Genomic DNA, 11,182 nt, shown 5'->3' on the forward strand with positions numbered 1-11,182 from the left:
CCGGCCATGCCCGCCCGGTCGGCTCAGGCGTCGGGGTCGGCGGCGGCGGCCCGGCGGCGGACCTCCAGCTCGGCGGCCTCCTCCAGGCTCGGCGCGGTGCCGCCGAGGTGCGCGGGGAGCCACCAGGTGTCGTCCGGGCCGGCGGGCGCGTCGGGGTAGTCCCGCTGGGCCCGGTCCACCAGCACGGTCAGCCGCTCCTTCAGGTCGACCGTCATCGCGTTGGCGTCCGGGTAGTCGGTCGGGTGCATCGGCTCGCCGATGAGGATGGTGATCGGGATGTGCCGGCGGTTGAGGGTGCGCGGCCGGCCCTTGGTCCAGAGCCGCTGGGTGCCCCAGATCGCCACCGGCAGCACCGGCACCCCGGCCTCGGACGCCATCCGGGTTGTCCCGCTCTTGAGTCCCTTGACCGTGAACGACCGGCTGATCGTGGCCTCGGGGAAGACGCCGACCACCTCGCCGCGCTTCAGGGCGCTGACCGCCGTCGCGTACGACCCCGCGCCCGCCCGCCGGTCCACCGGGATGTGCCGCATGCCGCGCATCAGCGGGCCGGACACCTTGTGCGTGAAGACCGACTTCTTGGCCATGAACCGCACCAGCCGCTTCGACTCCTGCGCGCCCAGCCCGCAGAAGATGAAGTCGAGGTAACTGACGTGGTTGCTGGCCAGGACCGCCCCGCCCGTACGCGGCACGTGATGGGCGCCCTCGATCGTGATCTTCAGGTCGAGGACCCGGAACATCGTCTTGGCGGCGGCGATCACGGGCGGGTACACGAGTTCCGGCATGGCGCGAACTTACCCTGCCCGCCTGAGCGCCATGCCGGCCCGCCGCGCCGCCACGGCCGGCCCGGTCCCACCGCCCGGGCCGAACGGTCACGGCCACGGACGGTGGGACCGGTGCGTGACCCCGCGCTAGTCGGTCAGCCGGTGCATGTCGAGACGGCCCCGGGCGAAGGCGTCGACACGGCCCCACCGCCCCGGGATGTCCAGCACCTCGATGCGGCCCATCCCGATCGGCAGCCGGGGTTCCACCGCGAGATGCCCCTCGTGCGGCTCGAGGCCGAGCATCGTGCGCAGCAGCAGCAGCGGCGTGCCGGTCGACCAGGCCTGCGGGCTGCACGCCGTCGGGTACTCCACCGGGAACTTGGTCAGCTCGCGGGGGTAGCCACCGAACGCCTCCGGCAGCCGGCCCTCGAAGTAGGTGGCCGCGTCGAGGATGCCGCTGGCGATGACCGCCGCCTCCTCGGCGAAGCCGTACCGGCGCAGACCCCAGGCGATGAACGAGTTGTCGAACGGCCAGATCGTGCCGTTGTGGTAGCCGATCGGGTTGTAGCGCACCTCGCCCTCGGCCAGCGTGCGTACGCCCCAGCCGGTGAAGAGCCGGGGTCCGACCAGGTGCTGGGCGATCTTCTCGGCCCGGTCGTGGTCGACGATGCCGCTCCAGAGCAGGTGGCCGATGTTGGAGCTCAGCACGTCGCACCGGCGGCCGTCCGGGTCCAGGGCCAGGGCGTAGTACTCGCCGTCGTCCACCCAGAAGTCGTGGTTGAACCGTTCCTTCAGCGCCGCCGCCTCCCGCTCCAACCGGTCGGCGAAGTTCGGGTCGCCCCAGAACTCGCGGGCCAGCCGGGCGGTGCGCACCTTGGCGTCGTACGCGTACCCCTGCACCTCACAGGTGGCCCGGGGAAACGGCGGCAGCGTGCCGTCGCGGTAGGAGATGGAGTCCCAGGAGTCCTTCCAGCACTGGTTCTCCAGGCCGGTGTCGGTGTTGCGCCGCTCGTACCAGATGTAGCCGCTGCCGACCAGGTCGGCGTAGTCGTCGATCCACTTCAGCGCGGCCCGGCACTCCCGCTCCAACTCCATGACCAGCGCGGTGTCCCCGCTCCACTTCTCGTACTCGTCGAGCAGCACCAGGAACAGCGGGGTCGCGTCCACCGACCCGTAGTACGGCGAGTGTGGCTGTTCCTCGAAGGCGGCCGTCTCGCCGTAGCGCATCTCGTGCAGGATCCGGCCCGGGTCCTCGTCCCGGAAGTCGTCGAACCGGGTGCCCTGCAGGGAGGCCAGGATCCGCAGCGTGGTCTTCGACAGCTCCGGCGTGAACGGCAGCGTCTGCAGACAGGTCAGGATGCTGTCCCGGCCGAACATGGTCATGAACCAGGGCAGGCCGGCGGCCGGCAGGGACGCCCCGCCGAGGGAGAGCGGCGAGAAGCGCAGCGCGGCCAGGTCGATCAGGCTGCGCCGGTACGTCGAGGCGACCCGGTTGTGCTGGCTGTTGACCTTGGGCGCCCGGGCGATCCACTCCTCGAGGTCGTGCTGGAGCGCGAGCCGGTCCGTGGTGTGCGCCCGCAGGCCCATCCGCAGGTCCCGCCCGCCCGGGGAGAGCGCCATGGTCTTGACGTCGATCTTGGATTCCCACCGCTCGTTGGGTTGCAGGTGGATGGAGTAGGCGAAGCCCCTGCGGTCGTACCGCGGCGCCGGGGAGGCGGAGATCAACGTCTCCCGGATGAAGTTGCCCCGCCGGTAGCCCAGGCGCAGCCGGTCCGACTCGACCTCCGTGTAGATCTCGCCCTTCTTGTTGAGGATCTCGTCCTTGACCTGGAACAGGTCGGCGAAGTCGGCCGCCGCCTCCATCCTGATCTCCAGGTCGACCGGCTTCTCGTCGTGGTTGAGGATGGTGAGCGTCTCCCGGAAGCTGCCCCCCACCGCCCGCTCCCTGATGATCGACAGCTTTGCGTCGACGTAGTGCGTCGCCATCCCCGGCACCAGGAAGAAGCGGGCCTCGTAGTACTGCAGGTCGTCGTACGACAGGGGGGTGAGCCGGTCCCCGTTGACCGTCAGCACCCACGTCGACAGGTAGCGGGTGTCCAGGGCGAAGAACCCCGTCGGCTCGCTCGGCGTCGCCTCGATGTCGCCGGTGTCCTCCGACACCACGAAGGTGCTGCCGTCCAGGATGCGGACCGTGTTCTGCGCCATCACTGCACCTCCGGGTGGCCGTGGAAGCGCCGGCGCGGGCCGCGCACGTCCGGGTGGCTGGGAAAGAGCCGCTCCATCTGCGTCACCAGTCGCAGGTCGCCGCTCACCGTCATGTCCCCGCGCAGCAACGCCGCCACCCCGTGCTCGCGGCCGGCGGCCAGCTCCTCGAAGAGCTCGGGGCTGGTGCCGACCACCGTGTCGGCCTCCTGGTCCTCCCTGCTCACCTGGAGCCGACCGTGGTCGATCCGCAGCAGCCAGTGCGTCGTGTGCGCCCCCTCGTGCAGGTCCAGGCGCAGGGTCCCGGAGGACTTCGCCAGCAGGGGGTCGTACCCCCGCCGGTCGAGGTCCTCGAAGAACCTCGTCGTCGCGTCCACCATCGGGTCCTCTCCTCCCCGTCGGGTCAATGTCCCGAGCAGGGGGTCCCCGTCCGGTGCCGGGCCAACCTCGCCCGGATGGGGTGAGTGGCCCCCATCCGGCGGCGCACCCCGGCGGACCTGCACCCGCCGGCTCACGCCCGAGAAGGCCGCCACGCCGGCTCCCGCCCGGGAAGCCGGCGCGCCGCGGCGGACGGTCAGTTGTTCGGTTCGTCGGCGCTGATGTCGGCGAGCACCGACTGCGGCTCCCGCTCCACGGCGAGGTCACCCATCGAGACCAGGCCGACCAGTCGCCCGTCGTCGATGACCGGCAACCGGCGGACGGCGTACGTCCGCATCAGGTCGGCGGCGGCCACCGCGTCGTCGTGCTGGCTGACCGTGATCACGTCCTTGCTGGTGATCCGGTTGAGCGGCGTCGAGTTCGGGTCCATGTTCTCGGCCACGCCCCGGACCGTGATGTCCCGGTCCGTCACGATGCCGATGACGTCGTCGCCGTCGGTCACCACCACGTCGCCGATGGCGCTGTCGCGCATCTCCTGCGCCGCGGCGATCAGCGTGTCGTTGCCGTCCATCGTCACCAACCGGGTCGTCATGAACTCTCCGACCGTTGTCATGGTGCTCCCCTCTCGGTGTCGGCACCGCCGTCTACCCGCCGACCGCACGGGGTAACGCGAGCCGCCCGGCCCGGAGGCGAACGCGCCCAGGCCCCCTCCGCAGCGGGGAGGCCGTATTCGCGTGCTCACTTCGACGCGCGTCACATACGCTGCGCGCGCAGTCCGCCTGACGGCCGACTGCGCCGGCCGGACCAGCTGAGCCGCACCGAGGCCGCTCCGGGTGACCTGTTCAACGGCATCAGCGTCGAGGTCACCATCGACGACGTCACGCTCGCTCGGTGACCGGGTTCTCGACCACCATCTACAACTCCCTCGGCCACTCGGTGGGCGGTGCGAGCGGCAGTAGGCAGGTCGGACCCGACGCGCGCGTCTCGCTGCCGGTGTACTTCCGCAACCTGCCGCCGGGGACCTACACGGTGGGCTTCCGGCTCAACACCTCGGCGGGCAACAGCGCAATCTGGGGCTACCCCAACGGCGGTGCTCCGGCACCGTCCGGGCCGCTGGTGTTCACCAGCCTGCCGGCGGCCTGACCTACCACGCAGACGAGGTGCGGCCCTCTCCCCGTTCGGGAGGGGCCGCACCCCTGTCCTCGACGGCTCAGGCGGCGGGTCGGTCAGCGGAGCTCGGCGGCGACCAGCTCGGCGAGCTGCACCGCGTTGAGCGCGGCGCCCTTGCGCAGGTTGTCGTTGGAGCAGAACAGGGCGAGGCCGTGCTCGACGGTCTCGTCGGCGCGGATCCGCCCGACGTAGGTCGGGTCCTGGCCGGCGGCCTGCAACGGGGTCGGCACGTCGGCGAGCGCCACGCCGGGGGCGCCGTCGAGCAGCTCGCGGGCCCGCTGCGGGCTGATCGGGCGGGCGAAGCGGGCGTTGATCTGCAGCGAGTGGCCGGTGAACACGGGCACCCGGACGCAGGTGCCGGATACGCGCAGCCCGGGGATCTCCAGGATGCGGCGGCTCTCGTTGCGCAGCTTCTGCTCCTCGTCGGTCTCGAAGCTGCCGTCGTCGACGATCGAGCCGGCGAGGGGGAGCACGTTGAACGCGATCGGCCGGGCGAACGAGCGGGGGGCCGGGAACTCCACGGCCGCGCCGTCGAAGGCGAGGCCGGTGGCGTGCTCGGCGACCTTGCGGACCTGCTCGTCGAGCTCGGCGACGCCGGCCAGGCCGGCGCCGGAGACCGCCTGGTAGGTCGACACGACCAGGCTGACCAGCTCCGCCTCGGCGTGCAGCGGGCGCAGCACGGGCATCGCGGCCATCGTCGTGCAGTTCGGGTTGGCGATGATCCCCTTGGGGCGTACGGCGGCGGCGTGCGGGTTGACCTCGGCGACGACCAGCGGCACCTCGGGGTCCATGCGGAACGCCGAGGAGTTGTCGATGACGACGGCGCCGGCGGCGGCGACCCGGGGGGCGAGTTCCTTCGCGGTGCCCTTGCCGGCGGAGAAGAGCACGATGTCGAGCCCGGAGTAGTCGGCGGTGGCCGCGTCCTCCACGGTCACCTCGCCGTCGCGCCAGGGCAGGGTGCGCCCGGCCGACCGCGCCGAGGCGAACAACCGCACCTGCTCCGCCGGGAACTCCCGCTCCGCCAGCACCTGCCGCATCACGCCACCGACCTGGCCGGTGGCCCCCACAATGCCGATCCTCATGCCCGCGAGGCTACCCAGCCCGGCGGCCCGACCGGGAACGCTTTCCCACCCACCGGGGCCGGCCCGCGCCCTGCGGGGTCGTCCCGGTGACCGCGCGGGACCACCGCCGCGACGGAACGACACCGCCGGCCGGGCCGGTCGGACCGGAGGATCGTCAGTCCGTGGGCCGGTGCGCCGGAGCATCCACGTCGGCGCCGCCGAGCCGGCACGGGAGCGGCCCGGGGGCGGCGCGAGACAAGTCACACCGCCCCGGGGCGCTCAGGCGGGGTTCTCGACCAGTTCGCCCAGGCCGGCGGCGACGAGGTCGTCGCGGATCGCCGCCGCGTCGCCCTCCACCACGAGGGTGAGCTCCTCCGGGCGCAGGTGCGTGGCGGCCGCCGCGGAGACCTCCGCCACGTCGGCGGCGAGCAGCGACTCGCGCAGCCGGGCGTGGTAGTCGTCCGGCAGGTCGTGCACGACCAGGGTGGTCAGCGCGCCAGCGATCGCCCGGGGGCTCTGCAGCTCGACCGAGAGCTGCCCGGCCCGCCAGGAACGCGCGACCGCCAACTCCTCCTCGGTCACCCCGGTCTGGCGGGTACGGGTGATCTCGCCGACGGCCTCGACGACGGCCGGCGCGGTGACGGCCGTCTGCACGCTGGAGCTGACCCCGAACCGGCCGAACCGGCGCGACGAGGCGAAGTCGCCGCGGATGCCGTACGTGTAGCCGCGCACCTCGCGGATCAGGTGGTTGAGCCGGGAGGTGAAGGCCCCGCCGAGCACCGTGCCGGCGAGCGTCATCGGCACGTGGTCGGGGTGGGCGCGGTGCGGCGACGGGTGGCCCAGCCGCAGCGTGGACTGCACCGAGCCGGGCCGGTCCACCAGGATGATCCGCCGGCCGGATCGCGCCGGCACCTCGATCGGGCCGCCCCGGTCGACCGGCCCGCCGCCGGTGCCGGCGAACACCGTCGCGCCGAGCGCGTCCAGGTCCAGCCGGTCCAGGTCGCCGGCGACGACCAGCGTGCCGGGGCGGATGAACCACTCGGAGTGGAAGACCGTGACGTCCTCGACGTCCAGGGCCGCCACCGATCCGGGGTCGCCGTACATGGGGCGGCCCCAGCGGTTCTCCGCGCCGAACAGGTCGGCGCGCAGCGCCGCGTCGGCGCGCGGGCCCGGGTTCGCCCAGTCCATCCGCAGCGCGGTCGCCTCGTCGTCGCGGACCCGCCGCACGTCCTCCGGGTCGAGCTTCGGGGTACGCACCGCCTCGGCGAGCAGCGCCACGGCGGCGCTCAGCCGCTCCACCGGCACCTGCACGCTGACCTGGAACGAGTCCCAGTCCAGCCCGACCACCAGCTCGGTGCCGAGGCCCTCGATGGCCAGCGCGTACGCCGTCGCGTCGCGCTGCGCGGTCCCCTCTTCCAGGGCCTTGGCGAGCACCGCGCCGAGCCCCTCCTTGCCGGCCGGCTCGCGCCCGGCGCCCGCGTCGAGCAGCAGCAGCGCCACGGCCAGGTTCTGCCCGGGCAGGTGCGCGGCGACGACCTGGCCCCCGGCGACCGTACGGCGGAGCACCTGCGGGAACCGGTACGGGCGGGCGGGACCCGGCCCGGGACGGTCGGCGATCAGCGTCATCAGGGCTTCTCCTCGGGCAGGTAGGTCAGGGTGACCCGGTCGTCGGCGGCGAGCAGCTCGACGGCGGCCTCGGCGATCTGCTCGGCGGTGACCGCGAGCCAGGCCGGCAGCCGCTCCGCGGCCTTCGCCGGGTCGCCGAACTGGGTGGCGTAGCGCCCGAGGGTGTCGGCCCGGCCGTCCACCGTGGACATCTGCCGCCACCACGAGGTGCTCAGCAGGGACTTGGCCCGCTCCAGCTCTGTGGCGGTGACCGGCACGGTGGCCAGCTCGTCGACCACCTCGGCCAGCCCGGCGGCGAGCCGTTCGGCGCTCACCCCGGGGCGGGCAGTGGCGGTGGCGATCAGCGGTGCGGGGGCGTGCGCCAGGTCCACCCCGTACGCCCCGACCAGATCGGGCTGGGCGATCCGCTCCCCGTCGGCGAGACGCTGGTAGAGGCGGCTGCCCCGACCGCTGCCCAGCACGGTGGCGAGCACCGTGACCACGTCGTAGCCGGGGCTGCCGAAGGGGTGGGTGCGGTGCGCGACGTAGACGCGCGGCGCCGGCACGTCGGCGGTGACCGTCTCCACGGCGGGCCGGCCGGTGGCCGGGACGCTGCGGCCGTCCGGCGCGGGCGGGATCTCCCCGCGGGGCGGGATCGCGCCGAAGTACTTGTCGGCCAGCGCGAACACCTCGGCGGCCGAGGCGTCGCCCACCACCGTGAGGACCGCGTTGTTCGGGGCGTAGTACGTCTGGTGGAACGCCTGGAAGGTGGCCAGGTCGGCGGCGTTCAGGTCGGCCATCGACCCGATCGTGGCGTGGTGGTAGGGGTGCCCGGGCGGGTAGAGCAGCGGCAGCAGCCGCAGCCAGGCGTCGCCGTAGGGCACGTTGTCGTAGCGCTGGCGGCGCTCGTTCTTGACCACGTCGCGCTGGTTGTCCAGCGTCTCCTGGGTCAGCGCGGGGACCAGCCCGCCCATCCGGTCCGCCTCCAGCCACAGCGCCAGTTCCAGGTGCTCTGCGGGGACGGTCTCGAAGTAGTTGGTGCGGTCCGGGTTGGTGGTCGCGTTGAGCGAACCGCCCGAGCCCTGCACCAGCTTCATGTGCTCGGTCTTCGCCACGTTCGCCGAGCCCTCGAACATCAGGTGCTCGAAGAGGTGGGCGAAGCCCGTCTGTCCCTCGGGCTCGTGCCGGGAACCGACGTCGTACCAGAGGTTCACGGCGACCGCCGGGGCGGTGCGGTCCTCACTCACCACCACGCGCAGGCCGTTGTCCAGTCGGGTGGTCTCGATGGGCCAGGGGTAACCGCTGTCGGGCATGGCACGACGCTATCCGATCAGGCGCACGGGAAGCGCCGCACACACGCGAGGCATCGACCGGCGGCGGCCGGGTACCGGGGAAGGATGTCGCCTGCCGCCACCGTGACCGACCGGGCCGCCGTCGCCGTCGACCGGGCGACCGCCGCCCTGACCCGGCTGCGCCGGGCCCGCCTGCTGCACCCCGCGGGCCGCTCGTTCGCGGGCGAGGTCGTCGTCTGGGGTACGCCGGGACCACCGACCGGGGTGCCGCTGCTGGACGACCCGGGGCACTTCCGGGCGACCGTCCGGCTCTCCAGGGGCGTGCCCACCCCGCAGGGCTGGCCGGACGTGCTGGGGCTGGCCGTGCGGCTGCACCGGGAGGCGGGCCGGCCGTTCGACCTGCTGGTCAGCTCCAGCGGGGCCGCGCCGCTGCTGCGCAACCTGCCGCTGCCCCGGCGGCGCTTCGCGGGGACGTACAGCACGATCATGCCGCTGCGCGCGGGCCGGCGGCGGCTCTTCCTGGCCGCGCTGGCCGACCCGGAGTCGCCCGACCTGGGCCGCAGCCTGGCCGAGGTCTCGGCCGTCGCCCGGGCGGACGCGCCGCGCCTGGTGCTCGCGGTCGCGTCCGCCGTCGGGCCGTGGCGGCCGTTCGGACAGGTCAGCCTCGGTGCCCAGCTCAGTGCCAGCGAGGACGCGGCGCTGGCCTTCGACCCGATCGGCAACCTCCCACCGGGGCTGCGGGCGGTCGGCCCGATCGCCTGGCTGCGGGAGCAGACCTACCGGGGGTCACGACGGGCCCGGGGTGCCGTGGTTCAGTCGGGGGGTTCGATGGGGGTCACCGTCTGATCGGAGGTACGCCGCTCCAGCACCGTGTCCGGGGCGGCGTTGCGGTCCTCCTCGCGGAGGTCGGACTCGGCGAGGATGGCTTCCGCCTGCGCCTGGGGGTCGTCGCTGCCGGCCGCCGCCTCCTCGGGCAGCAGGTGCGCGCGGGACTCCACCCGTTCCTGGTCGCTCTGCTCGTGACTCATGACCGCCCACATACCCAGCCGCCGGCTCCGGCACGCCGCAGGGGACAGGTCCGCCACGCGAACGCCCCGCCCCGGTGGTCGGGATCTCGGAGTCCGGGACGAGGACCCGATTGGTGCCGTGACGAGCAGGCGCCGCCGCCGGGCGCGTCGTGCCAGGTGCACGACGCGGGAACCACGACGCGGACATCGACGAGGGCGCACACGAGGCGGGTCTTTCCCGACGACCGGGTGGACCTTCCCCCACTCTCGGGTACGCTGGGTCGCGTGACGCGTTCGTATCGATGGTTTAGGCAGCCGGCTCGCACGCCGGTGACTTCTCCATGATCTGACGTCACCACATTCGAGCCGGCCGGGCAGGAGCTTTCGTTCCTGCCCTTTTGCGTACGAGCAGCCGGCTCGACCCGGGCACCGGCCCCGGGGCACGGTCGGCGGAAGGACTCCCACCGTGACGACCCCGGAGACCGATCGGGTCAGCGACCAGCGGATCGACCGTGTCGTGCCGCTGACCACCCCGGCCCTCCTGCACCACGAGCTGCCCCTCGACGACACGCTCGCCTCGGCCGTGCTGGCCGGGCGGCGCGCGGTCGGCCGGGTGCTGGACGGCGCCGACGACCGCCTGCTGGTGGTGGTCGGCCCGTGCTCGGTGCACGACCCGGCCGCCGCCCTCGAGTACGCCCACCGGCTGCGCGACGCCGCCGCCCGGGTGGCCGACGACCTGCTGGTCGTGATGCGGGTCTACTTCGAGAAGCCGCGCTCGACGGTGGGGTGGAAGGGCCTGATCAACGATCCGGGGCTGGACGGCTCCGGCGACGTCAACACCGGCCTGCGCACCGCCCGCGCGCTCCTGCTCGACGTGCTGCGCCTGGGGCTCCCGGTCGGCTGCGAGTTCCTCGACCCGATCACCCCGCAGTACATCGCCGACACGGTGGCGTGGGGAGCGATCGGCGCCCGGACGGTGGAGAGCCAGGTGCACCGGCAGCTCGCCTCCGGCCTGTCGATGCCGATCGGCATGAAGAACCGCCCGGACGGCAGCATCGGCACGGCCGTGGACGCCATCCGGGCCGCCGGCGTACCGCACGTCTTCCCCGGCATCGACGTCTCCGGCACCCCGGCGATCCTGCACACCAGGGGCAACGCCGACGGACACCTGGTGCTGCGCGGCGGGGGCGGACGGCCCAACTACGACGCCGACTCGGTCGCCGGCGCCCTGGCGCTGCTGCGGGCGGCCAACCTGCCGGAGCGCCTGGTGATCGACGCGAGCCACGCCAACAGCGGCAAGGACCACCGCAACCAGCCGAGGGTGGCCGCCGACGTGGCCGCCCAGCTCGACGCCGGCCAGCGCGGCATCGTCGGGATCATGCTGGAGAGCTTCCTGCTCCCGGGCCGCCAGGAACTCGACCCGACCCGCGAGCTGACGTACGGCCAGTCGGTCACCGACGCCTGCATCGGCTGGGACACCACCGAGGAGGTCCTCGCCCACCTGGCCGCCGCCGTCCGCACCCGGCGCCGCACCCCGGCTCCGACCCCGGCCTGACCCCACCCACCCCACCCACCCACGCCCACTCCCGGTGATCATGGGATTGACGGCGAAGTCGATCTCCATTCCCACCGCCAACCTCATGATCACCGGGAGTGACCGGGGCGGGTGGGGGTGGGGGTGGGGGTGGGGGTGGGGGGTGGGGGTG

11 protein-coding genes are annotated in these 11,182 nt (G+C 73.4%); 3 read left to right on the forward strand and 8 right to left on the reverse strand.

Annotated elements, in window-relative coordinates; translation table 11 throughout:
- Nucleotides 1-23: 23 nt before the first annotated feature.
- From V6U77_RS20375 to V6U77_RS20390, 4 genes are all read right to left on the reverse strand, one after another.
- A complete protein-coding gene (locus V6U77_RS20375) occupies nt 24-782 on the reverse strand; it encodes a lysophospholipid acyltransferase family protein (RefSeq protein WP_334607965.1) in 759 nt (252 codons plus the stop codon).
- A gap of 126 nt (nt 783-908) precedes the next feature.
- Nucleotides 909-2,966, reverse strand: coding sequence for an amylo-alpha-1,6-glucosidase (locus V6U77_RS20380; protein ID WP_334607966.1), 2,058 nt, complete (start codon nt 2,964-2,966; stop codon nt 909-911).
- Nucleotides 2,966-3,343: an SCP2 sterol-binding domain-containing protein gene (locus tag V6U77_RS20385; protein WP_334607967.1), complete on the reverse strand. Its 378-nt coding sequence runs from the start codon at nt 3,341-3,343 to the stop codon at nt 2,966-2,968. The genes V6U77_RS20380 and V6U77_RS20385 overlap by 1 nt, the downstream gene beginning before the upstream one ends.
- Nucleotides 3,344-3,537: 194 nt before the next feature.
- Entirely contained in the window at nt 3,538-3,954 is a 417-nt protein-coding gene (locus V6U77_RS20390) for a CBS domain-containing protein (protein ID WP_334607969.1), read from the reverse strand.
- Nucleotides 3,955-4,232: 278 nt separating this feature from the next.
- Between V6U77_RS20390 and V6U77_RS20395 the strand changes: the two genes are divergently transcribed.
- Entirely contained in the window at nt 4,233-4,484 is a 252-nt protein-coding gene (locus tag V6U77_RS20395; RefSeq protein WP_334607970.1) for a hypothetical protein, read from the forward strand.
- A gap of 83 nt (nt 4,485-4,567) precedes the next feature.
- Here V6U77_RS20395 and V6U77_RS20400 read toward each other — a convergent pair whose 3' ends face one another.
- The 3 genes from V6U77_RS20400 to V6U77_RS20410 form a co-directional block, all read right to left on the reverse strand.
- A complete protein-coding gene (locus V6U77_RS20400; RefSeq protein ID WP_334607971.1) occupies nt 4,568-5,593 on the reverse strand; it encodes an aspartate-semialdehyde dehydrogenase in 1,026 nt (341 codons plus the stop codon).
- A 258-nt stretch (nt 5,594-5,851) separates the two neighbouring features.
- Entirely contained in the window at nt 5,852-7,198 is a 1,347-nt protein-coding gene (locus V6U77_RS20405; protein WP_334607972.1) for a M16 family metallopeptidase, read from the reverse strand.
- On the reverse strand, nt 7,198-8,490 hold the full coding sequence (locus V6U77_RS20410) for a M16 family metallopeptidase (RefSeq protein ID WP_334607973.1): 1,293 nt from the start codon (nt 8,488-8,490) through the stop codon (nt 7,198-7,200). Before V6U77_RS20410 ends, V6U77_RS20405 begins: the two co-directional genes overlap by 1 nt.
- A gap of 84 nt (nt 8,491-8,574) precedes the next feature.
- Here V6U77_RS20410 and V6U77_RS20415 point away from each other — a divergent pair, with 84 nt between their 5' ends.
- On the forward strand, nt 8,575-9,315 hold the full coding sequence (locus V6U77_RS20415; protein ID WP_334607975.1) for a phosphodiesterase: 741 nt from the start codon (nt 8,575-8,577) through the stop codon (nt 9,313-9,315).
- On the opposite strand, the gene V6U77_RS20420 is transcribed toward V6U77_RS20415, so the two are convergent.
- On the reverse strand, nt 9,282-9,497 hold the full coding sequence (locus V6U77_RS20420; protein WP_334607976.1) for a hypothetical protein: 216 nt from the start codon (nt 9,495-9,497) through the stop codon (nt 9,282-9,284). The two genes, V6U77_RS20415 and V6U77_RS20420, sit on opposite strands and share 34 nt — an antisense overlap.
- Before the next feature lie 445 nt (nt 9,498-9,942).
- Here V6U77_RS20420 and V6U77_RS20425 point away from each other — a divergent pair, with 445 nt between their 5' ends.
- Complete coding sequence (locus tag V6U77_RS20425) at nt 9,943-11,031, forward strand: 3-deoxy-7-phosphoheptulonate synthase (RefSeq protein ID WP_334607977.1); 1,089 nt, start codon at nt 9,943-9,945, stop codon at nt 11,029-11,031.
- Nucleotides 11,032-11,182: the final 151 nt, after the last annotated feature.

It is taken from the genome of Micromonospora sp. CPCC 205546 (assembly GCF_036902715.1).
Classification (GTDB): Bacteria; Actinomycetota; Actinomycetes; order Mycobacteriales; family Micromonosporaceae; genus Micromonospora.

What these genes read in the sequence shown, in the direction of transcription:
- V6U77_RS20375 (WP_334607965.1), bottom strand. Translation starts at nt 782, where the DNA reads ATGCCGGAACTCGTGTACCCGCCCGTGATCGCCGCCGCCAAGACGATG.
- V6U77_RS20380 (WP_334607966.1), bottom strand. Translation starts at nt 2,966, where the DNA reads ATGGCGCAGAACACGGTCCGCATCCTGGACGGCAGCACCTTCGTGGTG.
- V6U77_RS20385 (WP_334607967.1), bottom strand. Translation starts at nt 3,343, where the DNA reads ATGGTGGACGCGACGACGAGGTTCTTCGAGGACCTCGACCGGCGGGGG.
- V6U77_RS20390 (WP_334607969.1), bottom strand. Translation starts at nt 3,954, where the DNA reads ATGACAACGGTCGGAGAGTTCATGACGACCCGGTTGGTGACGATGGAC.
- V6U77_RS20400 (WP_334607971.1), bottom strand. Translation starts at nt 5,593, where the DNA reads ATGAGGATCGGCATTGTGGGGGCCACCGGCCAGGTCGGTGGCGTGATG.
- V6U77_RS20405 (WP_334607972.1), bottom strand. Translation starts at nt 7,198, where the DNA reads ATGACGCTGATCGCCGACCGTCCCGGGCCGGGTCCCGCCCGCCCGTAC.
- V6U77_RS20410 (WP_334607973.1), bottom strand. Translation starts at nt 8,490, where the DNA reads ATGCCCGACAGCGGTTACCCCTGGCCCATCGAGACCACCCGACTGGAC.
- V6U77_RS20415 (WP_334607975.1), top strand. Translation starts at nt 8,575, where the DNA reads ATGTCGCCTGCCGCCACCGTGACCGACCGGGCCGCCGTCGCCGTCGAC.
- V6U77_RS20420 (WP_334607976.1), bottom strand. Translation starts at nt 9,497, where the DNA reads ATGAGTCACGAGCAGAGCGACCAGGAACGGGTGGAGTCCCGCGCGCAC.